Source organism: Streptomyces sp. CCM_MD2014, from assembly GCF_000772045.1.
GTDB classification, from domain to species: Bacteria; Actinomycetota; Actinomycetes; order Streptomycetales; family Streptomycetaceae; genus Streptomyces; species Streptomyces salinarius.
Genome location: NZ_CP009754.1, coordinates 6,541,445 through 6,564,546 on the forward strand (window position 1 = coordinate 6,541,445; position 23,102 = coordinate 6,564,546).

At 73.3% G+C, this 23,102-nt stretch carries 20 protein-coding genes; 13 read left to right on the plus strand and 7 right to left on the minus strand.

Going from position 1 to position 23,102, the window contains the following annotated elements; genetic code table 11:
* Positions 1–2: 2 nt before the first annotated feature.
* The 10 genes from NI25_RS29065 (at position 3) to lgt (ending at position 8,505) form a co-directional block, all read left to right on the plus strand.
* Positions 3–1,538: an anthranilate synthase component I gene (locus NI25_RS29065; protein WP_107071883.1), complete on the plus strand. Its 1,536-nt coding sequence runs from the start codon at positions 3–5 to the stop codon at positions 1,536–1,538.
* A 57-nt stretch (positions 1,539–1,595) separates the two neighbouring features.
* Positions 1,596–2,237 carry a TIGR02234 family membrane protein gene (locus tag NI25_RS29070; RefSeq protein WP_061445280.1) on the plus strand — a complete coding sequence of 214 codons (642 nt, stop codon included), beginning with the start codon at positions 1,596–1,598 and terminating at the stop codon, positions 2,235–2,237.
* Between the two features lie 120 nt (positions 2,238–2,357).
* On the plus strand, positions 2,358–2,609 hold the full coding sequence (locus NI25_RS29075) for an HGxxPAAW family protein (RefSeq protein ID WP_061445281.1): 252 nt from the start codon (positions 2,358–2,360) through the stop codon (positions 2,607–2,609).
* Positions 2,610–2,702: 93 nt separating this feature from the next.
* Complete coding sequence (locus NI25_RS29080; RefSeq protein ID WP_061445282.1) at positions 2,703–3,158, plus strand: DUF2752 domain-containing protein; 456 nt, start codon at positions 2,703–2,705, stop codon at positions 3,156–3,158.
* A 117-nt stretch (positions 3,159–3,275) separates the two neighbouring features.
* Positions 3,276–4,085, plus strand: coding sequence for an indole-3-glycerol phosphate synthase TrpC (trpC, locus tag NI25_RS29085; RefSeq protein WP_061445283.1), 810 nt, complete (start codon positions 3,276–3,278; stop codon positions 4,083–4,085).
* A gap of 21 nt (positions 4,086–4,106) precedes the next feature.
* Positions 4,107–4,301, plus strand: a complete 195-nt coding sequence (gene trpM / locus NI25_RS40835) for a tryptophan biosynthesis modulator TrpM (RefSeq protein WP_061445284.1) — start codon at positions 4,107–4,109, stop codon at positions 4,299–4,301.
* Between the two features lie 113 nt (positions 4,302–4,414).
* Positions 4,415–5,698, plus strand: coding sequence for a tryptophan synthase subunit beta (gene trpB / locus NI25_RS29095; RefSeq protein WP_061445285.1), 1,284 nt, complete (start codon positions 4,415–4,417; stop codon positions 5,696–5,698).
* Complete coding sequence (gene trpA / locus NI25_RS29100; RefSeq protein ID WP_061445286.1) at positions 5,695–6,510, plus strand: tryptophan synthase subunit alpha; 816 nt, start codon at positions 5,695–5,697, stop codon at positions 6,508–6,510. Before trpB ends, trpA begins: the two co-directional genes overlap by 4 nt.
* 101 nt (positions 6,511–6,611) lie before the next feature.
* Entirely contained in the window at positions 6,612–7,385 is a 774-nt protein-coding gene (locus tag NI25_RS29105; protein WP_061445287.1) for a DsbA family protein, read from the plus strand.
* A 76-nt stretch (positions 7,386–7,461) separates the two neighbouring features.
* Complete coding sequence (lgt, locus tag NI25_RS29110; protein WP_061445288.1) at positions 7,462–8,505, plus strand: prolipoprotein diacylglyceryl transferase; 1,044 nt, start codon at positions 7,462–7,464, stop codon at positions 8,503–8,505.
* Positions 8,506–8,579: 74 nt separating this feature from the next.
* Here the strand turns inward: lgt and NI25_RS29115 are convergent, their stop codons facing one another.
* The 6 genes from NI25_RS29115 to NI25_RS29140 are packed head-to-tail and all read right to left on the minus strand — an operon-like array spanning position 8,580 to position 15,597.
* A complete protein-coding gene (locus NI25_RS29115) occupies positions 8,580–9,428 on the minus strand; it encodes an HpcH/HpaI aldolase/citrate lyase family protein (protein ID WP_061445289.1) in 849 nt (282 codons plus the stop codon).
* Entirely contained in the window at positions 9,425–10,657 is a 1,233-nt protein-coding gene (locus NI25_RS29120) for a CaiB/BaiF CoA transferase family protein (protein ID WP_061445290.1), read from the minus strand. The genes NI25_RS29115 and NI25_RS29120 overlap by 4 nt, the downstream gene beginning before the upstream one ends.
* Positions 10,639–12,018 carry an ADP-ribosylglycohydrolase family protein gene (locus tag NI25_RS29125; protein WP_061445291.1) on the minus strand — a complete coding sequence of 460 codons (1,380 nt, stop codon included), beginning with the start codon at positions 12,016–12,018 and terminating at the stop codon, positions 10,639–10,641. The genes NI25_RS29120 and NI25_RS29125 overlap by 19 nt, the downstream gene beginning before the upstream one ends.
* A complete protein-coding gene (locus tag NI25_RS29130) occupies positions 12,006–13,193 on the minus strand; it encodes an ADP-ribosylglycohydrolase family protein (RefSeq protein WP_061445292.1) in 1,188 nt (395 codons plus the stop codon). Before NI25_RS29130 ends, NI25_RS29125 begins: the two co-directional genes overlap by 13 nt.
* Positions 13,190–14,470: an ADP-ribosylglycohydrolase family protein gene (locus NI25_RS29135; protein WP_061445293.1), complete on the minus strand. Its 1,281-nt coding sequence runs from the start codon at positions 14,468–14,470 to the stop codon at positions 13,190–13,192. Before NI25_RS29135 ends, NI25_RS29130 begins: the two co-directional genes overlap by 4 nt.
* A complete protein-coding gene (locus tag NI25_RS29140; RefSeq protein ID WP_078884768.1) occupies positions 14,467–15,597 on the minus strand; it encodes an ADP-ribosylglycohydrolase family protein in 1,131 nt (376 codons plus the stop codon). Before NI25_RS29140 ends, NI25_RS29135 begins: the two co-directional genes overlap by 4 nt.
* 233 nt (positions 15,598–15,830) lie before the next feature.
* On the opposite strand from NI25_RS29140, the gene NI25_RS29145 reads away from it, so the two are divergent.
* Complete coding sequence (locus tag NI25_RS29145; protein ID WP_061445294.1) at positions 15,831–16,562, plus strand: VIT1/CCC1 transporter family protein; 732 nt, start codon at positions 15,831–15,833, stop codon at positions 16,560–16,562.
* Positions 16,563–16,852: 290 nt separating this feature from the next.
* Here the strand turns inward: NI25_RS29145 and NI25_RS39820 are convergent, their stop codons facing one another.
* Entirely contained in the window at positions 16,853–17,017 is a 165-nt protein-coding gene (locus NI25_RS39820; protein ID WP_167751764.1) for a hypothetical protein, read from the minus strand.
* Here NI25_RS39820 and gltB point away from each other — a divergent pair.
* Both gltB and NI25_RS29155 read left to right on the plus strand, forming a co-directional pair.
* The gene (gltB, locus tag NI25_RS29150; protein WP_061447150.1) at positions 17,016–21,554 is read left to right on the plus strand and encodes a glutamate synthase large subunit; all 4,539 of its coding nucleotides are present in this window, start codon (positions 17,016–17,018) and stop codon (positions 21,552–21,554) included. The two genes, NI25_RS39820 and gltB, sit on opposite strands and share 2 nt — an antisense overlap.
* Positions 21,547–23,010 (plus strand): glutamate synthase subunit beta, encoded by a 1,464-nt coding sequence (locus NI25_RS29155; protein WP_061445295.1) that lies wholly within the window; start codon positions 21,547–21,549, stop codon positions 23,008–23,010. Before gltB ends, NI25_RS29155 begins: the two co-directional genes overlap by 8 nt.
* Positions 23,011–23,102 lie beyond the last annotated feature (92 nt).

The window sequence follows — 23,102 nt, forward strand, 5'->3', positions numbered from 1 at the left end:
CCATGGACGTCACGCATGACATGGACCTCGACACCTTCCGCAAGCTGGCCGCCGACCGCCGGGTGATCCCGGTGAGCCGCAAGCTCCTCGCCGACGGCGACACCCCCGTGGCGCTGTACCGGAAGCTCGCCGCCAAGCGCCCCGGAACCTTCCTGCTGGAGTCCGCGGAGAACGGACGCTCCTGGTCCAGGTACTCCTTCGTCGGCGTCCGCAGCGCCGCCACCCTCACCGAGAAGGACGGGCAGGCCCACTGGCAGGGCACCCCGCCCGTCGGCGTCCCCACCGACGGCGACCCGCTCGCCGCCCTGCGCGCCACCGTGGAGGCCCTGCACACCCCGCGCGACCTCGCCCACGACCTGGGCCTGCCGCCCTTCACCGGCGGCATGGTCGGCTACCTCGGCTACGACATCGTGCGCCGCCTGGAGAAGGTCGGCCCCGGCGAGCGCGACGACCTCGAGCTCCCCGAGCTGACCATGCTGCTCACCAGCGACCTCGCCGTCATGGACCACTGGGAGGGCTCGGTCCTGCTGATCGCCAACGCGATCAACCACAACGACCTGGAGACCGGCGTCGACGAGGCGTACGCCGACGCGATCGCCCGCCTGGACGCCATGGAATCCGACCTCACCCTCGCGGTCGCCCAGCCACCGGCCGCGCTGCCGCCCTCCGAGCTGCCCGAGTACACCGCGCGGTGGGGCGGCCCCGACTTCCAGGACGCCGTCGAGGACATCAAGGAGCGCATCCGCGCGGGCGAGGCCTTCCAGGTCGTCCCCTCCCAGCGCTTCGAGACGCCCTGCACGGCGAGCGCCCTCGACGTGTACCGGGTGCTGCGGGCCACCAACCCCTCCCCGTACATGTACCTGCTCCGCCTCGACGGCTTCGACGTCGTCGGCTCGTCCCCCGAGGCGCTGGTCAAGGTCGAGGACGGGCGCGCCCTGGTGCACCCCATCGCCGGCACCCGCCCGCGCGGCGCCACCCCGCAGGAGGACCAGGCCCTCGCCGACGAACTGCTCGCCGACCCCAAGGAGCGCGCCGAGCACCTGATGCTCGTCGACCTCGGCCGCAACGACCTCGGCCGCGTCTGCGAACCCGGCTCCGTCGAGGTCGTCGACTTCATGTCCGTCGAGCGGTACTCGCACGTCATGCACATCGTCTCGACGGTCACCGGCCGGGTCGCCCCGGACCGCACCGCCTTCGACGTCCTCACCGCCTGCTTCCCGGCCGGCACCCTCTCCGGCGCGCCCAAGCCGCGCGCCCTGCAGATCATCGACGAACTCGAACCCTCCCGGCGCGGTCTGTACGGCGGCTGCGTCGGCTACCTCGACTTCGCGGGCGACTCCGACACCGCCATCGCCATCCGCACGGCGCTGCTGCGCGACGGCACGGCGTACGTCCAGGCGGGCGCCGGCGTGGTCGCCGACTCCGACCCGGTCGCCGAGGACACCGAGTGCCGCAACAAGGCGGCGGCGGTGCTGCGGGCCGTGCACACGGCCAACCGGCTGACGCGACAGGCCCGAGCGGCGGCAGCGGTGGGGTGATTCTCACGTCGGAGATTCGGAACCCCGGGTGACGGTTCGCCCGGGGTTCGGGTGATAGTGGAGTACGTGACAGCCGTTCCTCACCCCCGCACCCCAGCCGCAGGACCCGCCCGGGCCGGCCGCCGGAGCCTCGCCGTCGCCCTGCTGTGCGGCGCGCTCGGCGCCGCCGTCGCCCTGCTCGCCACCCGGCAGGAGTGGGCGGAGGGCACCGCGACCGTGGCCGGCGGCGCCTTCCCGCTGACCGCCAAGGGCAGCGACGTCACGGGCGTGCCCGCGGCGCTCGCCATAGTCGGCCTCGCCGCGCTCGTCGCCGTCTTCGCCGTCCGCCGCGCCGGCCGCTTCGCAGTCGCCGCCGTCCTCGCGCTCAGTGGCGCGGGCACCGTGGCCGCCGCCCTGGTCGGTGCCTCCGACGGCTCCGCCCTGGACGACCAGGCGGCCAAGGCGGCCGGCGACACCTCGGCCACCGTCGAGGCGCTCTCCCACACGGCCTGGCCGTACGTGGCGGCCGTGGGCGGAGCCCTGCTCCTGCTGGCCGGTCTGCTCGCGCTGCGCTACGGCCGGCTGTGGCCCGCGATGTCCGGCCGCTACGAGCGCGACGGCACCCCGCGCCCGCGCCGCAGGCCGCAGACCGTCGACCCGGACCGCCCCGAGGACCTGTGGAAGGCCATCGACCGCGGCGAGGACCCCACCAGCGCCTGACCCGTGCCGGCACCCGGGTTCACCCGCTGGCGCACCCCCGCTCACGGCCCGTGCGCCCGTGCGGGACAATGGGTGCGAGCGTCCTGCTCAGACATGGCACACAGCAACGAGGAGCAAGCAATGGCGGGCAGCAGCCACGGTCACACCCCGGCCGCCTGGACCGGTGTCATCATCGCCTTCATCGGTTTCTGCATCGCGGGCATGTTCATGGTGGCGGCCCAGCCGTGGGGCTTCTGGGCCGGCATGGCGGTCGTGCTCCTCGGTGGTGTCGTCGGCTACATCATGAAGATGATGGGCCTCGGCCAGCCGAAGCAGAACCACTCCGTGCACCAGGTCTCCGGCGAGCACGCGCAGGCCGGCGCCAAGGGCTGACCACACGGCGGTCACGGACCTCCCTGAGGGGCGGATCGGCACCCGGGTGCCGGGACCGCCCCTCACGTGCGCGCGGAGGCCGCCGGGGGCAGAATGCGGGGCGTGGACGTCGAGAGCGGGAAACCCGGCCGGACCAGCACCCCCCAGTTCCGCGGCACGGCCCTCCGCCTGGCCGTTCCCGCCGGGGTGCTCGCGGCCGTCGCCGGGGCCTTCGCCTACGTCGGCAGCGTGGACCCGTACGAGCCCGGCCACTACCCCGTCTGCCCCCTGCTGCGCTTCACGGGCGTCTACTGCCCCGGCTGCGGCGGCCTGCGCAGCGCCCACGCCTTCGTCCACGGGGACCTGACGGCCGCGCTGCACGCCAACGCGCCCGCCGTCCTCGCCTACCTGGGGTTCGCCGTCCTGTGGACCGTCTGGGTGGTCCGCGTGGCCCGGGGCCGTCCGGTGCGGGTAGACCTCGGACCGGTCCACTTGTGGACGCTGGGGACGGTGCTGGTGGTTTTCACCGTTGTCCGGAACCTGCCGTTCGGTGGCTGGCTGATCCCTTGATCATCCATGGAGTGTCCAGGTAGTGGGATCGCGATCAGGCGGATGCGAGACCGGTGCCCGGCTCCGGATACCATCACAGTGACCACACGTTTTGCCGTCTGAAAGGGGGCCGCTCGCGTGAGTGTGCTCGACGAGATCATCGACGGAGTCCGTGCCGACCTCGCGGAGCGGCAGGCGCGCGTCAGCCTCGACGAGCTCAAGGAGCGCGCGGCCAAGGCACGCCCCGCCCAGGACGGCGTGTCCGCGTTGCGCGGCGACGGCGTCAAGGTGATCTGCGAGGTCAAGCGGTCCAGCCCCTCCAAGGGCGCGCTCGCGGCCATCGCCGACCCGGCCGGACTCGCCGCCGACTACGAGGCGGGCGGCGCCGCCGTCATCTCCGTCCTCACCGAGCAGCGCCGCTTCGGCGGCTCGCTCGCCGACCTGGACTCGGTCCGCGCGCGCGTGGACATCCCCGTGCTGCGCAAGGACTTCATCGTCACCTCGTACCAGCTGTGGGAGGCCCGTGCGCACGGCGCCGACCTCGCGCTGCTGATCGTCGCGGCCCTCGAGCAGCCGGCCCTGGAGTCGCTGATCGAGCGCGCCGAGTCCATCGGACTCACCCCGCTCGTCGAGGTGCACGACGAGGACGAGGTCGAGCGCGCGGTGGACGCGGGAGCCAAGGTCATCGGCGTCAACGCGCGCAACCTGAAGACGCTCGAGGTCGACCGCGGCACCTTCGAACGGGTCGCCCCGGAGATCCCCGCGCACATCGTCAAGGTCGCCGAGTCCGGCGTCCGCGGCCCGCACGACCTCATCGCCTACGCCAACGAGGGCGCCGACGCCGTCCTGGTCGGCGAGTCCCTGGTCACCGGCCGCGACCCCAAGACGGCGGTCTCCGACCTGGTGGCGGCCGGCGAGCACCCGGCACTCCGCCACGGCCGGGGCTGACACGCCGGTAGGCTGACCCCGATGACCCCCGTACTCACTCCGGCCCCCCGGGACCCGTACGCCCGCCTCGCGCGCGGCTGCCGGCCCCGAGGCTGCCGCGCGCCCGCACGCAGGGTGCACGGCCGCCGGGTGCGGTACGTCATCGGCGACGAGCCGGGGCAGGTAAACGGCATGCGATGGCTCAAGCGCCCCACAAGGGGCGCGGGGCCTCGTTGAATCTGTGACTCCGGCGCGTGGACGCGACCAGCCACGGCCGGTCCGCAGCCGGCACACAGTCCCCGCCCCCACGGCGAACAGTCACCACCAGACACTCACCGTGAGGTTCACGCATGCCCAGTAACTTCTTCATCCCCGACCCGGAGGGCCAAGTCCCCTCCGCCGACGGCTACTTCGGCGCCTACGGAGGCAAGTTCATCCCCGAGGCCCTCGTCGCCGCCGTCGACGAGGTCGCCGTCGAGTACGACAAGGCGAAGTCCGACCCGGAGTTCGCCCGCGAACTGGACGACCTGCTCGTCCACTACACGGGCCGCCCGTCCTCCCTCACCGAGGTGCCCCGCTTCGCGGAGCACGCGGGCGGAGCCAGGATCTTCCTCAAGCGCGAGGACCTGAACCACACCGGCTCGCACAAGATCAACAACGTGCTCGGCCAGGCCCTGCTCACCAAGCGCATGGGCAAGACCCGCGTCATCGCCGAGACCGGCGCCGGCCAGCACGGCGTGGCGACGGCGACGGCCTGCGCCCTGTTCGGCCTCGACTGCACCATCTACATGGGCGAGATCGACACCCGTCGCCAGGCCCTCAACGTGGCCCGGATGCGGATGCTCGGCGCCGAGGTCATCGCCGTGAAGTCCGGCAGCCGCACGCTGAAGGACGCGATCAACGAGGCGTTCCGCGACTGGGTCGCCAACGTCGACCGCACCCACTACCTGTTCGGCACCGTCGCAGGTCCCCACCCCTTCCCGGCGATGGTCCGCGACTTCCACCGCGTCATCGGCGTCGAGGCCCGCCGCCAGCTGCTGGAGCAGGCCGGACGCCTGCCCGACGCCGCGATCGCCTGCGTGGGCGGCGGCTCCAACGCCATCGGCCTCTTCCACGCCTTCATCCCGGACGCCGGCGTCCGCCTCATCGGCTGCGAGCCCGCCGGGCACGGCGTCGAGACCGGCGAGCACGCGGCCACCCTGACCGCGGGCGAGCCCGGCATCCTGCACGGCTCCCGGTCCTACGTCCTCCAGGACGACGAGGGCCAGATCACCGAGCCGTACTCGATCTCGGCCGGCCTGGACTACCCGGGCATCGGCCCGGAGCACGCCCACCTCAAGGACTCCGGCCGCGGCGAGTACCGGGCGGTCACCGACGACGCCGCCATGCAGGCCCTGCGCCTGCTGTCGCGCACCGAGGGCATCATCCCGGCCATCGAGAGCGCCCACGCGCTGGCCGGCGCCCTGGAGGTCGGCAAGGAGCTGGGCAAGGACGGGCTGATCGTGGTCAACCTGTCCGGCCGCGGCGACAAGGACATGGACACCGCCGCCCGCTACTTCGGGCTGTACGACACCGACGCCGAGGTCGCCGCCGACGAGACCGGCGCCGCGGAGATCGAGGGGGACGCCAAGTGAGCGGGAACGTACAACTGCTGAACGACACCCTCGCGGCCGCCAAGTCCGAGGGCCGCGCCGCCCTGATCGCCTACCTCCCGGCCGGCTTCCCGACCGTGGACGGCGGCATCGAGGCGGTCAAGGCCGCCCTCGACGGCGGCGCCGACGTCGTCGAGGTGGGCCTGCCGCACAGCGACCCGGTGCTCGACGGCCCGGTGATCCAGACCGCCGACGACATCGCCCTGCGCGGCGGCGTGAAGATCGCCGACGTGATGCGCACGGTCCGCGAGGCGCACGAGGCCACCGGCAGGCCGATCCTCGTCATGACGTACTGGAACCCGATCGACCGCTACGGCGTGGAGCGCTTCACCGCCGAGCTGGCCGAGGCGGGCGGCGCCGGGTGCATCCTGCCCGACCTGCCGGTCCAGGAGTCGGCGCTGTGGCGGGAGCACGCGGACAAGCACGGGCTCGCCACGGTCTTCGTGGTGGCGCCCAGCAGCAAGGACGCGCGACTCGCCGAGATCACCGCGGCCGGCAGCGGCTTCGTCTACGCCGCCTCCCTGATGGGCGTCACCGGCACCCGCGAGTCGGTCGGGGCGCAGGCCGAGGACCTGGTGCGGCGCACCCGCGCCACCACCGACACCCCCGTCTGCGTCGGCCTCGGCGTCTCCAACGCCGCCCAGGCCGCCGAGGTCGCCCGGTTCGCCGACGGCGTGATCGTCGGCTCGGCCTTCGTCAAGCGCATGCTGGACGCGCCCGACGACGCGGCCGGTGTCGAGGGCGTCCGGGCGCTCGCCGCCGACCTGGCGAAGGGCGTGCGCGGACAGGCGTGAGAGCCCGCATCTGCCGGACGGGCACATGACAGGGGTCCCTCGTACGAGTGGACCTGGGGCCGGGGAGGCGCGCTGCGCCTCCCCGGTTCGTTCTGCGGGGTGTGAGCGAGAAGAACCGACAGGGAAAGCGCAGCGCCCGCGAGAAGCTGGCGGCCGAGCGCGCGAAGCAGAAGTCCAGGGACAAGCGCCGCCGTGCGCTGATCGTCGGCGCGAGCGTGGTCTGCGTCCTGGGACTCGCGGCGGTGATCGGCGTGATCGCGGCGAACGCGGGCAAGGACGACGGCACCGAGTCGACCGGCCCGGTCGTGGTGCCCTCGGGCGCGCAGGGCAAGGACGGCCTCGCGATCCCCGTCGGCGAGGAGAGCGCCAAGTCGAAGCTCACCGTCTGGGAGGACTTCCGCTGCCCGGCCTGCAAGGCCTTCGAGCTGGCGTACCGCGACACCGTCCACGAGCTGACCGACGCGGGGAAGCTCAAGGTGGAATACCACCTGGCCACGATCATCGACGGCAACATGGGCGGCACCGGCTCCCGCAAGGCGGCCAACGCCGCGGCCTGCGCCCAGGACGCCGGGAAGTTCCCCGCGTACCACGACGTGCTGTACGACAACCAGCCGCCGGAGACCGACGACGCGTTCGCCGACGAGGACAAGCTGCTCGACCTGGCCGGCAAGGTCGACGGCCTCGACACCACCCTCTTCCAGGAGTGCGTGAGGAACGGCAGGCACAACAGCTGGGTGGAGAAGTCCAACAAGGCCTTCCAGGACGGCGGCTTCAGCGGCACCCCCACGGTGCTCCTGGACGGCAAGAACATCTATCAGGACCGCTCCATGACCCCGGCCAAGCTGAAGCAGATGGTGGAGGAGGCCAACAAGTAGCGCGCTTGCTCGTTACGGACCCGTAGCCGGGCTGCCCGCCGCGCTCCCCGTCCGACACGGTAGCGTCGACCCTGCCATGGAACTTGCCTTCATTCCCAGCCCGTCGCGCGGGGTGCTGTACCTCGGTCCCATCCCGCTGCGCGGCTACGCGTTCTGCATCATCATCGGCGTCTTCGTTGCCGTCTGGCTCGGCAACAAGCGCTGGATCGCCCGGGGCGGGCGGCCGGGCACGGTGGCCGACATCGCGGTCTGGGCCGTTCCCTTCGGCCTGGTCGGCGGACGCCTCTACCACGTGATCACGGACTACCAGCTGTACTTCAGCGAGGGCCGTGACTGGGTCGACGCCTTCAAGGTCTGGGAGGGCGGACTCGGCATCTGGGGCGCGATCGCGTTCGGCGCGGTGGGCGCCTGGATCGGAGCCCGGCGCCGGGGCGTCCCGATGCCCGCGTACGCCGACGCCGTCGCCCCCGGCATCGTCCTCGCGCAGGCCATCGGCCGCTGGGGCAACTGGTTCAACCAGGAGCTGTACGGCAAGGCGACCGACCTGCCGTGGGCCGTGGAGATCACCTCGACGGCCGACGGGCGGGTGCCGGGCACCTACCACCCGACCTTCCTGTACGAGTCGCTGTGGTGCATCGGCGTCGCGCTGCTCGTCATCTGGGCCGACCGCCGCTTCCGGCTGGGCCACGGGCGGGCCTTCGCCCTGTACGTCGCGGCGTACTGCGCGGGCCGGTTCTGGATCGAGTACATGCGCGTCGACGACGCCCACCACATCCTCGGCCTGCGTCTGAACAACTGGACCGCGCTCCTCGTGTTCCTGCTCGCCGTGCTGTACATCGTGCTCTCGGCGCGGATGCGGCCGGGCCGGGAGGCCGTGGTGGAGCCGGGCGCGGAGACCGCCGACGGGAAGGCCGGGCCCGACGGGGAGAAGGACGCGGGGGCGGCGGCCTCCGCGGACGCCGGTGGCGACGCCCCGGACACCGCGGAGAAGGACACGGACCCCGCACGCGGGACCGAGGCCGCGAAGGCCCCCGAGGACCCGGACGACACGGCGGACGCCGAGGAGGCGAAGGACGCCGAGGGTGTGACGAACGGCGCCGACTCCGCCAAGAAGGGCTGACCCCGCCCGACGTACGTGCCGCCGAGGGCGCCCGGGACTTCCCGGGCGCCCTCGGCGTGTGTGCGGGCGGGAGCTCAGGACAGCGTGGGCCGCCGGGCCAGCGACAGGGTGCGCCGGGCCGTCGCCACCACCGCCGCGTCGATGAACCGGCCGTCCGGCAGCGCCTGGGCGCCCGGCTGCGCCGTGGCCGCCTTCACGATCGTCTCCGCCTCCTCCAGCTCCCGCTCGGTCGGCAGATACGCCCGCTCGATGATCGGCAGCTGGCGGGGGTGGATCGCGGCCCGCCCCAGGAAACCCAGGGCACGCCCGTGGGCGCAGGACGCCGCCAGGCCCTCCAGGTCCCGGGTGTCCGGATGCACCGTCTGGGAGGGCGGCGCCAGGCCCGCCGCCCGCGCGGCCACGACCACCCGCGAGCGCGACCAGTCCAGGCCGGCGTCCCCGCGCACGCCCAGGTCGGCCCGCAGGTCCGCCTCACCGAGGGCGATGCCGCGCAGCGCCGGGTGGGCGGCGGCGATACGGTACGCCCGCTCCACCCCCAGGGCCGTCTCCAGCAGGGCGTACAGCGGCGGCCCGCCGGTGCCCTCGGCGACCGCGGTGACCTGCTCCGGCGCCGTCACCTTGGGCAGCCGCAGCCCGGACAGCCCCGGCAGCGCGGCCAGTGCCGCCAGGTCCGCGGCGGCGAGCGGACCGTCCAGGGCGTTGACGCGGACGTGCACCGGCACCGGCTGCGGCTCGGCGAGCAGCTCGGCCGTGGCGTCGCGGGCGTACTCCTTGCGGTCGGCGGCGACCGCGTCCTCCAGGTCGACCACCACCACGTCGGCGCCGGCGGCCAGCGCCTTGGCCACCACCCGGGGCCGGTCCCCGGGGGCGTACAACCAGGTCAGCGGGGGTGCGGCCGGGGATGCGGCCGGGGGTGCGGTCATACGACGCCCTCCTCGCGCAGCTCCTTCACGTCCGCCGGGGTGAGCCCCAGCCCGGCCAGCACCTCCTCGGTGTCGGCGCCGTGCGGGCGGCCCGCCCAGCGGATCGCGCCCGGGGTGGCGGAGAGCCGGAAGAGGACGTTCTGCATCCGCAGCGGGCCCAGCTCGGGATCGTCGACGGTGGTGACGGTGTCCAGGGCCCCGTACTGCGGGTCGGCCATCACGTCCCGCACGTCCTGGACCGGCGCCACGGCCGCCTCGGCCTTCTCGAACGCGGCGAGCACGTCGGCGCGGGAGTGCCGGGCGATCCAGTCGCCCACCGCCGCGTCCAGCACGTCCGCGTGCCGGGCCCGCTCGGCACCCGTCGCGAACCAGGGTTCGTCGATCAGCTCCGGGCGGCCCACCAGCCGCATCACCCGCTCGGCGACCGACTGGGCCGAGGTGGACACGGCGACCCAGGTGCCGTCGGCGGTGCGGTAGGTGTTGCGCGGGGCGTTGTTCTGCGAGCGGTTGCCGGTGCGCGGCTGGACGTGGCCGAGCTGGTCGTACCAGAGGGGCTGCGGGCCCAGCACGGTCAGGATCGGCTCGATGATCGCCATGTCGACGACCTGGCCCTCGCCGGTGCGCTCCCGGGCGGCCAGCGCGGTCATCACCGCGTACGCCGTCGCCAGCGCCGCGATGGAGTCGGCGAGGCCGAACGGCGGCAGCACCGGCGGCGCGTCCGGCTCGCCGGTCATCGCGGCGAACCCGCTCATGGCCTCGGCGAGGGTGCCGAAGCCGGGGCGGCGCGCGTAGGGGCCGAACTGGCCGAAGCCGGTGACCCGGGTCAGGACCAGGCGCGGATTGACGGCGGACAGCTCGTCCCAGCCCAGGTCCCACCTCTCCAGGGTGCCCGGCCGGAAGTTCTCGACGACGACGTCGGCGGTGGCGGCGAGCCGGAGGAAGGTGGCGCGCCCGGCGGGTTTCGACAGGTCCAGGGTGATCGTGTGCTTGTTGCGGCCCAGCAGCTTCCACCACAGCCCGACCCCGTCCTTCGACGGGCCGTGCCCCCGGGAGGGATCGGGCCGGGTGGGGTGCTCGACCTTGATCACCTCGGCGCCGAAGTCACCGAGCATGGTGGCGGCGAGCGGCCCCGCGAAGAGGGTGGCGAGGTCGAGGACGCGCAGTCCGGTCAGCGGGGCCGGGGAAGCGGCGGGGGCGGCGGTCGCGGAGGTCACGTCGGGCTCGGGCATGGGCGGGTGGCCTCCCGGTGGGTGAGGTGGGCGAGGGTGTCGAAGCCGGTGCCGTCGAAGTCGCCGACGGAGGTGGCCAGGCGGTTCTTCAGCGGGGCCGTCCAGTGCTCGGGCAGCGCGGCGGGGGAACCGGCGAGCAGCCCGGCGACGCCGCCGACGGTGGCGCCGTTGGAGTCGGTGTCCCAGCCGCCGGAGACCACGCGGGAGACCGAGCCGGTGAAGTCGCCGTCCGCGTGCGTGAGCGCGGCGGCGATCAGGGCGGTGTTGGGAACGGCGTGCACCCAGTGGTGCGCGGGGGAGTGCACGGCGTGCAGCTCGTCCACGACCGTGTCGAAGTCGTCGTGCGCGCCCGCGAGCCGTACGGCGTGCCGGACGGCCCCGGCAAGACGTGAGCCGGGCGGTACGACCGCGAGGCCCGCGCGCAGACAGGCGTGGACGTCGGGCGCGTCGTCGGGGGCGGCGGTGGCGATGACGGCCGCCGCGAACATCGCCGCGTAGACCCCGTTGGCCGTGTGGCTGAGGATCGCGTCGCGGTGCGCCTGTCCGGCCGCGGCGGCCGGGTCGCCGGGGTTGGTCCAGCCGTGCACGTCGGCGCGGATCAGGGCGCCGATCCACTCGCGGAAGGGGTTGCGGTGCCGGGCGGTGTCCGGGGGTTCGAGGCCGGTGAGGAGGTTGCGGTGGGCGATGCGCTCGGCGGTGAAGGTGCGGCCGGGCGGGAGTTCGTCGAGCCAGAGGCGGGCCACGTCGTCGGTGGTGAAGGCCCTGCCGTGGCGCTGGAGGAGCAGCAGGTTCAGGAGCGGGTAGTTGAGGTCGTCGTCCTCCGGCATGCCGTCGATGTTCTCGGCGAGGGAGGTGGGCGCGGACCGGCGGTTCCAGGGGTAGGCGGCGAGCAGGTCGCGGGGGACGCCGCGGGCCGTGAAGTACGAGGTGGGGGGCCAGTTGCCGGCGGCCCGCCCGAGGCGGCGGATGCCGGTCAGGGGCAGCTTCTCGACGGGCTTGCCCAGCAGGCAGCCGGCGGCGCGGCCGAGCCAGGCGGCCTCCAGCCGGGCGCGGGACACGGCGCCGGCGGGGCGCGGGGACGGCCAGTCGGGGCACAGCGCCCCGATCCGGCCGATGTCCGTCGGCTCGTCGTCCGCCGACGGGCACGGCAGGCGGGCCAGTTCGTCCAGGAGGTCTTCCGCGAGACGGCGCAGGCGGGGGGAGACCGGACGGGCCGAGGCACCCGCCCGGGGTGGCGCCTCGCCGCCGCCCGCCGCCCGCCAGCGGGCCGCGACCGCCCCCGCGTCGCGGCCGTCCAGCCGCGCCTGGCGCAGCTCGTGTCCGACCAGGTCCTCGGGCTGCACCCAGGTCAGCCGGAGCATCCCGCACCCCCGATCGCGGCGAACGCCTCCTCGTGCGCGCGCCGTCCGCGCACGTCCCGCTCGAAGACCTCCCGTGCGACCTCGGTGAGCGTCACCGCCGGTGCCCACAGGTCCAGGCGGCTCGCCTCCGCGACGGTCTTGGCCCAGTCCTCGGGCACCGGCGATCCCAGGGCTCCGGCGAGCGCGCCCGCCATCGTGGCGATGGAGTCGCAGTCGCGGCCGTAGTTGACCGCGCCGAGCACCGCGTGCCGGAAGTCGCCGCCGGAGACGAGCAGCATGCCGAGGGCGACGGGAAGTTCCTCGATCGCGTGCAGGCGCGAGGGGCGGCGGGCGCCGAGCGAGGGGGCGCGGTAGTCGGGGCCCACGGTGTCGTACGGGGCCACCGCCGCCCGCAGCGGTGCCAGCGCCGACTCGAAGTCCGAGTGGCGGGCGGCCACGTCGCACACGGCACCGATCGCCGCCCGGGTGCCGTCCTTGGCCAGGGCCAGGCAGGCGGCCACCACGGAGTCCGGAGTCGCCTCCGGCTCGCACGCCGCGGCCACCGCGGCCGCGAAGACGCCGGCCGCCTCACGGCCGTACGACGACTGGTGGGCGCCCGCGACGTCCAGGGCCTCGGCGTAGGCCGCCGCGGGGTTCGCCGCGTTGACCAGGCCGACCGGGGCCATGTACATCGCGGCACCGCAGTTGACGATGTTGCCGGTGCCGGCCTCGCGCGGGTCCACGTGGCCGTAGTGGATGCGCGCGACCAGCCATTTCTCGGCGAGGAAGATCCGCTGGAGCGGGAGCGCCTCGGCCTCCAGTTCCGGGATCCAGCGCGGGTTCGTGATCAGGTCGGGGACCAGGTGCTCGGCGACCGCGTACGCGTCGAGGTGGTCGCGGACCGTGCCGTAGACGCGGACCAGCGCGTGGGTCATCAGGGTGTCGTCGGTGACGTGGCCGTCGCCCTTGTGGTACGGCGCGAGGGGGCGGGCGGTGCGCCAGGCGTCGCCGCTCCAGGGGCCGACGACGCCGTGGACGCGGCCGCCGTGGCGTTCGAGGATCTGCTCGGGGGAGTAGCCCTCGACGGGGCCGCCGAGCGCGTCGCCGACGGCGGCGCCGACGAGGGCGCCGGTGACACGCTCGTCGAGGGGCGTGGGGGTGCCGTGCTCGGGCGGCGTGGAGGTCGTGGAGGTCATGGCGCGGTGCCTCGTCCTTCCGGTCGGGACGCTTGAGTGGCGTGCAGGAGAGCGGCGAGTTCGGCCAGGTCGGTCCCGGTGAGCCGGGGCAGCACGCAGCCGGGCAGGGTGCGGCAGGCGTCCCGCCAGGACGCGGGGAGCGACGTGCCGCCGCCGAGCGCGCCGGTGAGGGCGCCGGCCAGCGCGGGGGCGGAGTCCGCGACCCGGGACAGACAGGCCGCCGCCGGCACCGCCTCCGCGATGCGGCCCCGGGCGGCGTGGGCCAGGGCGAGGGCGACCGGGACGGTCTCGGCGGCGGCGATGCCGTAGCTGTAGACGTGGTCGACGATGCGGTGCTCGAGGAGCGGGACCAGGGCGAAGGTGCTCTCGGCGTCCGCCGCGAGGGCCAGGGCCTGGCGGGCGTTGCGGCCGATCTCCGTCGCCTCGGGCAGCTCGGCGACCGCGGCCGCGGTGCAGACGTCCACACCGGCGCCGTCGAGGGCGCACGCCAGCGCCGCCGCCATGGCCCGGGCGCCGTGCACGCCGTCGCCGTCCTGGGTGTAGCGGGCGTCGAACTCGGCGAGGTCGGCGGCGGGGCGCGGGGCGCCCGGGTGGGCGACGGCGAGGACGCAGGCCCGTACGCAGGCGGCGTCGTCGAAGTAGTGCGGGTTGTCGTGGCCGGTGGCGGGCGGGCGCAGACCGGTGGCGAGGTTGCCGAGCCCGGCGCGCACCGAGATGCGGGCGCGCAGGGGCAGGACCGCCGACTCGACCTCGGGGGCGCGGTCGGCCGCCGCGGAGACCTCGCTGGCGACGGCGTTCCAGGTCAGGTCGATCGCGGCGCGCATCCGGCGGTCGCGGCTCAGGTCCCCGAGCAGGCTGTCGTCACCCGCCCGCAGTACCGCCTCCGCCGCGAACGCCGCCCACTCGGCGTCGTCCGAGGGGCCGAGGCGCAGCGGTTCCGGCGGCTGGTTCAGGGCGATGGGGACGGGGAGGGTGGTGGTCGCGTTCTGCTCGGCGAAGGTGTCCAGCTCGCGGGTGAGCCGGCGCGTCCACTCCGGCATCCGGGCGGCCCGGTGCCGGGCGGCGGGCCAGCCGGCGGCGTCTCCGGCGGCGAGGCCGAGCAGCAGCCCCTCGATGCGGTCGGCGAGCGACACCGCCGCGCCGGACGCCACGGCCGAGTCCGGCTCCGCTCCCGGCCGGTGCCCGCTCCCCGCGAACCCGCTGGCCTCCGGCGCACCGGGTCCTTCGACGTACGCCGTGACGCCCGTGGCCCGGACCTCACCGCGTGCCCTGCTCACGTCCTCACCTCCGTCGCCTCGTCGGCGCCCCGGACGGGCGGACCCGCGGCGGAGGCGGTGCCCACGGGGCCCGCGTCCGCGGTGCCGGGGGCCCGCCGAGTGAGGCCGGGTGCGTGCCCCGCGCCCGGCGGCGCCTCCCGCGTCAGCAGGTCCGCCACCTCCAGGACGTGGTGGCCGGCCATCGTCGGCAGGCAGCTGCCGCGGGCCGGGCCGATGGCGGCGGCCCAGTCGGGCGGGATGGCGTGGACGCCCCGGGTCGCGCCCGCCAGGGCGCCGGCCACCGCGGCCGTGGTGTCGGCGTCGCGGCCCATGTTGACGGCCGTCAGCACCGCGTCCGTGAAGTCGCCGTCCGCCGCCGCGTACGCGCCGAAGGCGAGGGCGACGGCCTCGGGGGCCAGGTCGGTCCACGGGTAGCCGCCGATGACGACCGCGGAGCGCACCGCGCGTTCGCCACGGTGGGCCGCCGTCATCGCGCGCCGCAGACAGCGCGCCGTCCAGGAGTCGTCCGGGACGACGGCCAGCGCGGAGGCCACCACCGCGACGGTCGACGCCCCGGCCATCGCCGCCGCGACGCCCGCCGCCACCGCCTGGCCGCCGTAGATGCCCTCGCCCTCGTGGCTGACCGAGCCGTCGACGGCCGCCAGCCGGGCCGCCTCCGCCGGGCGCCCGGCGGCGAACACACCGTGCGGCGCGGCCCGCATCGCCAGCCCGTCGCTCCAGGCGTGCCGGTGCTGGGCGGAGATCGGGGCGGCCAGGCCCCGGCGCAGGTTCTCCAGGGTGCCGCGTTCGCTGAAGCCCGCGCCCCGGAACGGTCCCTCCTCCCGGTCCGCGATCCACTCGTGCCAGGCCGTCTCCACATGGGCCTGGGTGAGCGCGGCGCCGTGCCGGGCCAGCAGCAGGCCCGAGAAGATCGCGTACTCCGTGTCGTCGGTGCCGGCGGGCCGGTCGGCCACGTATCCCGTGATGCGGCCCCAGCGGGCGCGGATCTCCGAGGGCTTCATGTTCTCGGCCGGCGCCCCGAGGGCGTCCCCGACGGCCAGCCCGAGCAGCGCGCCCCGGGCCCGGTCGCGGAGCCCGACGGCGCCCTGGGGCGCGGGGACCGGGGGAATGCAGGCGGTGGATGCCATGCGGCCTCTCCTCTCCCTCGGCACATCTGTCCCCGGTGCGGTGCGCACCGCAGCCGAACCGGGCGCAGCGTCACCCGGTCGACATGTGAGCAAGCATGATCACGAATGAGTGTAGAGAGGTAAAGCCGCAGGTAAGCCCAGCCTTTCCTTGCTGGCGAGGCGGAAATGATCGGCGTAGATTGGGTGTTGTTAAAAAGTGGAATGAGTCCAAACTAGCTTCCGGGGGATCCCTCATGGCCATCATCGAGACCGAGGCGGCGCTGCACGAGGCGCACCGCGACAACCACACCCACCGCGACGTGAACGGCGGCTGGCTGCGCCCCGCCGTCTTCGGCGCCATGGACGGACTGGTCTCCAACCTCGCCCTGATGACCGGTGTCGCGGGCGGTACGGCGAGCCAGCAGACCGTGGTCATCAGCGGGCTCGCCGGTCTGGCCGCCGGCGCCTTCTCCATGGCCGCCGGCGAGTACACCTCCGTCGCCTCCCAGCGTGAGCTGGTCGAGGCCGAGCTGGACGTGGAGCGCCGCGAGCTGCGCAAGCACCCGGCGGACGAGGAGGCCGAGCTGGCCGCGCTCTACGAGGCGCGCGGCGTCGAGCCGGAGCTGGCCCGCGAGGTCGCCCGCCAGCTGTCCAGCGACCCCGAGCAGGCGCTGGAGATACACGCCCGCGAGGAGCTGGGCATCGACCCCTCCGACCTGCCCTCGCCCACCGTCGCGGCCGTCTCCTCCTTCGGCTCCTTCGCGCTGGGCGCCCTGCTCCCCGTCCTGCCGTTCCTGCTCGGCGCCAGTGCGCTGTGGCCCGCCGTACTGCTCGCGCTGGCCGGACTGTTCCTGTGCGGTGCGGTGGTCGCCAAGGTCACGGCCCGCAGCTGGTGGTACAGCGGCCTGCGGCAGCTCGCGCTGGGCGGCGCGGCGGCCGGTGTGACGTATCTCCTGGGCAGCCTGTTCGGAACGGCCGTAGGATAGCCCGGCTCGAACCTATGCGGCTCTCCGCATAAGTAGTCGCCACTCGCAGCCGTTACTCGCTGGTTTCGAGTGCGTAATCTCCGGGCATGAGCCGTAAGCGCTGTGGGCAATGAGGCCTGCCGCGCATCCGCGGAGTGGGCGACGACGCTCCCTCCGCCCCCTCGGGCCGACGGACATCGATCTGTTCGCCTCGGTCCCCACAGCCTCCACCACGGGTACGGAACCCCTGCCGCACCCCGTCGGTGTCCGCATGTTGGAACGGATTGTCCCGTTTACCGAGAACCAATCCATCATGTAGCCTGCACCAAATTTTTCAGCGACTGCTGCACCACCGCAGAGGGCCAACGTCGTCCCTCGGCACTTGCCACATGCCAGATGACGACGACGGGAGAGCCGATGCGTACGCCGCGCCAGCCGTCCCAGCACTCCGCGAATGGCCAGAACTGGTCCTTCATGGATGCTCGCCCTGCCGCGCAGGGTATGTACGACCCCCGCAACGAACACGACGCGTGCGGCGTCGGTTTCGTCGCCACCCTCACCGGCGAGGCGTCCCACACCCTGGTCGACCAGGCACTCACCGTGCTGCGCAACCTGGAGCACCGCGGCGCCACCGGCTCCGAGCCCGACTCGGGCGACGGCGCGGGCATCCTCTCCCAGGTGCCGGACGCCTTCTTCCGTGAGGTGGCCGGATTCGAACTGCCCGAGGCCGGGTCGTACGCCGTCGGTATCGCCTTCCTGCCGGTCGACGGCACCGACGACGCCGTCTCCCGCATCGAGACCATCGCCGCCGAGGAGGGCCTCACCGTCCTCGGCTGGCGCGAGGTACCGGTCGCCCCGCAGATGCTCGGCGCCACCGCCCGCTCGACCATGCCGGTCTTCCGCCAGATCTTCGTGACCGACGGCACCTCGCAGGGCATCGCCCTGGACCGCCACGCCTTCGCGCTGCGCAAGCGCGCCGAGCGCGAGGTCGGCGTCTACTTCCCGTCGCTGTCCGCGCGGACCATCGTCTACAAGGGCATGCTCACCACGGGCCAGCTCGAGCCGTTCTTCCCGGACCTGTCCGACCGCCGCTTCGCCTCCGCGATCGCGCTGGTGCACTCCCGGTTCTCCACCAACACCTTCCCGAGCTGGCCGCTCGCCCACCCGTACCGCTTCGTCGCCCACAACGGCGAGATCAACACGGTCAAGGGCAACCGCAACTGGATGCGCGCCCGCGAGTCCCAGCTCGCCTCGGACCTGTTCGGCTCGTCCGCGGACCTGGAGCGGATCTTCCCGATCTGCACGCCGGACGCCTCGGACTCCGCGTCCTTCGACGAAGTCCTGGAACTGCTCCACCTGGGCGGGCGTTCGCTGCCGCACTCCGTGCTGATGATGATCCCGGAGGCGTGGGAGAACCATGACTCCATGGACCCGGCCCGGCGCGCCTTCTACCAGTTCCACTCCACGATGATGGAGCCCTGGGACGGCCCCGCCTGCGTCACCTTCACCGACGGCACCCAGGTCGGCGCCGTCCTCGACCGCAACGGTCTGCGCCCCGGCCGCTACTGGGTCACCGACGACGGTCTCGTCGTCCTCGGCTCCGAGGTCGGCGTCCTCGACATCGACCCCGCCAAGGTCGTCCGCAAGGGCCGCCTGCAGCCCGGCCGCATGTTCCTCGTGGACACCGCGGAGCACCGCATCATCGAGGACGACGAGATCAAGGCCCAGCTCGCCGCCGAGCAGCCGTACGCCGAATGGATGGAAGCCGGCGAGATCGAGCTGTCCGACCTGCCCGAGCGCGAGCACATCGTCCACACCCACGCCTCGGTCACCCGCCGCCAGCAGACCTTCGGGTACACCGAGGAGGAGCTGCGGGTCATCGTCGCGCCGATGGCCAAGGCCGGCGCCGAGCCCATCGGCTCCATGGGCACCGACTCGCCGATCGCCGCGCTCTCCGAGCGCCCCCGGCTGCTCTTCGACTACTTCACCCAGCTCTTCGCCCAGGTCACCAACCCGCCGCTGGACGCCATCCGCGAGGAACTGGTCACCTCCCTGCGCTCCTCGCTGGGCCCCCAGGGCAACCTGCTGGACCCGACGGCCGCCTCGTGCCGCAGCGTCCTGCTGCCCTTCCCGGTGATCGACAACGACGAGCTGGCCAAGCTCATCCACATCAACGCCGACGGCGACATGCCCGGCTTCAAGGCCGCGACCCTCTCCGGCCTCTACCGGGTGCACGGCGGCGGTGACGCGCTGGCCGCGCGCATCGAGGAGATCTGCGCCGAGGCCGACGCCGCCATCGAGAACGGCGCCCGGCTGATCGTCCTGTCCGACCGCCACTCGGACGCCGAGCACGCGCCGATCCCCTCGCTGCTGCTCACCTCCGCCGTCCACCACCACCTCATCCGCACCAAGCAGCGCACCCAGGTGGGCCTGCTGGTCGAGGCCGGCGACGTCCGCGAGGTCCACCACGTCGCCCTGCTCATCGGCTTCGGCGCCGCCGCGGTCAACCCGTACCTCGCGATGGAGTCCGTCGAGGACCTGGTCCGCGCGGGCACCTTCCTGCCCGGCATCGAGACCGAGCAGGCCATCCGCAACCTGATCTACGCCCTCGGCAAGGGCGTCCTCAAGGTCATGTCCAAGATGGGCATCTCCACCGTCGCCTCCTACCGGGGCGCCCAGGTCTTCGAGGCCGTCGGCCTGGACGAGGCCTTCGTCGCCAAGTACTTCAACGGCACCGCCACCAAGATCGGCGGCGTCGGCATCGACGTCGTCGCCAAGGAGGTCGCCGCCCGCCACGCCAAGGCGTACCCGGCCAGCGGCATCGCGCCGGCCCACCGCGCGCTGGAGATCGGCGGCGAGTACCAGTGGCGCCGCGAGGGCGAGCCGCACCTGTTCGACCCGGAGACGGTCTTCCGCCTCCAGCACTCCACGCGCTCCGGCACGTACGACATCTTCAAGAAGTACACCGAGCGGGTGAACGAGCAGTCCGAGCGGCTGATGACGCTGCGCGGCCTGTTCGGCTTCAAGTCGGACCGGCAGCCGATCCCCCTGGACGAGGTCGAGCCCGTCTCCGAGATCGTCAAGCGCTTCTCCACCGGCGCCATGTCGTACGGCTCCATCTCCCAGGAGGCGCACGAGACCCTCGCCATCGCCATGAACCAGCTGGGCGGCAAGTCCAACACCGGTGAGGGCGGCGAGGACCCGGAGCGCCTGTACGACCCGGCGCGCCGGTCCAGCATCAAGCAGGTCGCCTCCGGCCGCTTCGGCGTCACCAGCGAGTACCTGGTCAACGCCGACGACATCCAGATCAAGATGGCCCAGGGCGCCAAGCCCGGCGAGGGCGGCCAGCTCCCCGGCCACAAGGTGTACCCCTGGGTCGCCAAGACCCGGCACAGCACCCCCGGTGTCGGCCTGATCTCCCCGCCGCCGCACCACGACATCTACTCCATCGAGGACCTGGCCCAGCTGATCCACGACCTGAAGAACGCGAATCCGCAGGCGCGGATCCACGTCAAGCTGGTCTCCGAGGTCGGCGTCGGCACGGTCGCGGCGGGCGTGTCCAAGGCGCACGCGGACGTCGTGCTCATCTCCGGCCACGACGGCGGCACCGGCGCCTCCCCGCTCACCTCGCTCAAGCACGCGGGCGGTCCCTGGGAGCTGGGCCTCGCCGAGACCCAGCAGACCCTGCTGCTCAACGGCCTGCGCGACCGGATCGTCGTCCAGACCGACGGCCAGCTCAAGACCGGCCGCGACGTCGTCATCGCCGCGCTGCTCGGCGCCGAGGAGTTCGGTTTCGCGACCGCGCCGCTCGTCGTATCCGGCTGCGTCATGATGCGCGTCTGCCACCTGGACACCTGCCCGGTCGGCATCGCCACCCAGAACCCGGTTCTCAGGGAGCGGTTCTCCGGCAAGGCCGAGTACATCGTGAACTTCTTCAAGTTCATCGCCGAAGAGGTCCGCGAGATCCTCGCCGAACTGGGCTTCCGTTCCATCGAGGAGGCCGTCGGGCACGCCGAGACCCTCGACGTGACCCGGGCCGTCGACCACTGGAAGGCGCAGGGCCTCGACCTGGCCCCGCTGTTCCACGTGCCCGCACTGGCCGAGGGCGCGGTGCGCCACCAGGCCGTCGCCCAGGACCACGGCTTGGAGAAGGCGCTCGACAACCAGCTGATCAAGCTGGCCGCCGACGCGCTGGCCGCCCCGGATGCCACCCAGGCCGCCCCGGTGCGCGCCCAGGTCGCCATCCGCAACATCAACCGCACGGTCGGCACCATGCTCGGCCACGAGGTGACGAAGAAGTTCGGCGGCGCCGGTCTGCCCGACGACACCGTCGACATCACCTTCACCGGCTCCGCCGGCCAGTCCTTCGGCGCCTTCGTCCCGCGCGGCATCACCCTGCGCCTGGAGGGCGACGCCAACGACTACGTCGGCAAGGGCCTGTCCGGCGGCCGGATCGTGGTCCGCCCCGACCGGGGCGCCGACCACCTCGCCGAGTACTCCACCATCGCCGGCAACACCATCGGCTACGGCGCCACCGGCGGCGAGATGTTCCTGCGCGGCAAGGTCGGCGAGCGCTTCTGCGTCCGCAACTCCGGCGCGCTGGTCGTCTCCGAGGGCGTCGGCGACCACGGCTGCGAATACATGACCGGCGGCCACGCGGTCGTCCTCGGCGAGACGGGGCGCAACTTCGCGGCCGGCATGTCCGGCGGCATCGCCTACGTCGTCGACCTCGACCGCGACAACGTCAACGCCGGCAACGTCGACGCGATCCACGCCCTGGACGACGCCGACAAGGACTGGCTGCACGACGTGGTGCGCCGCCACGCCGAGGAGACCGGGTCCACCGTCGCCGAGAAGCTGCTCGCCGACTGGCCCGCCGCCGTGGAGCGCTTCAGCAAGCTCATCCCCAGCACGTACCAGGCAGTGCTCGCCGCCAAGGACGCCGCCGAGCGAGCCGGTCTCTCCGAGACCGAGACCACCGAGAAGATGATGGAGGCGGCGACCAATGGCTGATCCCAAGGGCTTTCTGAACCACGGACGCGAGGTCGCCAGGACCCGCCCCGTCGAGGAGCGCGTCAAGGACTGGAACGAGGTCTACGTCCCCGGCTCCCTGCTGCCGATCATCAGCAAGCAGGCCAGCCGCTGCATGGACTGCGGCATCCCGTTCTGCCACAACGGCTGCCCCCTCGGGAACCTGATCCCCGAGTGGAACGACTACGCCTACCGCGAGGACTGGTCGGCCGCGTCCGAGCGCCTGCACGCCACCAACAACTTCCCGGAGTTCACCGGCCGGCTGTGCCCGGCCCCGTGCGAGTCGGCGTGCGTGCTCGGCATCAACCAGCCGCCGGTCACCATCAAGAACGTCGAGGTCTCGATCATCGACAAGGCGTGGGAGACCGGGGACGTCGCCCCGCGCATCCCCGAGCGCCTGTCCGGCAAGACCGTCGCCGTGATCGGCTCGGGTCCGGCCGGTCTGGCCGCCGCCCAGCAGCTCACCCGGGCCGGCCACACCGTCGCCGTCTACGAGCGCGCGGACCGCATCGGAGGCCTCCTCCGCTACGGCATCCCCGAGTTCAAGATGGAGAAGCGGCACATCAACCGCCGCATAGAGCAGATGCGCGCGGAGGGCACCCGCTTCCGCACCGGCGTCGAGATCGGCCGCGACCTCAAGGCGACCGACCTGAAGAAGCGCTACGACGCCGTCGTCATCGCCGCCGGCTCCACCACCGCCCGCGACCTGCCGGTCCCCGGCCGCGAGCTGAACGGCATCCACCAGGCGATGGAGTACCTGCCGCTGGCCAACAAGGTCCAGGAGGGCGACTACGTGGCGCCCCCGATCACGGCCGAGGGCAAGCACGTCGTCGTCATCGGCGGCGGCGACACCGGCGCCGACTGCGTGGGCACCGCCCACCGCCAGGGCGCCGCCTCCGTCACCCAGCTGGAGATCATGCCCCGCCCCGGCGAGGAGCGGAACCCGGTCACCCAGCCCTGGCCGACCTTCCCGATGCTGTACAAGGTCACCAGCGCCCACGAGGAGGGCGGCGAGCGCGTCTACGCCGTCTCCACCACCCACTTCGAGGGCGACGAGGACGGCAACGTCCAGTGGCTGCACATGAGCGAGGTCGAGTTCATCGACGGCAAGCTCACCCCGAAGCCGGGCACCGAGCGCAAGATCCCGGCCCAGCTGGTCACCCTCGCCATGGGCTTCACCGGCACCGACAAGGAGAACGGTCTCGTCGACCAGTTCGGCCTGGAGCTCGACGAACGGGGTAACATCGCCCGGGACGCCGACTTCCAGACCAATGTGCCGGGTGTGTTCGTCGCCGGTGACGCCGGCCGCGGCCAGTCGCTCATCGTGTGGGCCATCGCCGAGGGCCGCTCGGCCGCGCGCGGCGCCGACCGCTTCCTGACCGGGGCCAGCGACCTGCCGGCCCCGATCCGCCCGACCGACCGCGCCCTCGCGGTCTGACGGACGGAACAACCGAAGAACGTCCCGCACAAAGGCGTGCGGAACACTGATGGCGCCTGCCCCGTCCCCGACCGGACCAAGGGCAGGCGCCG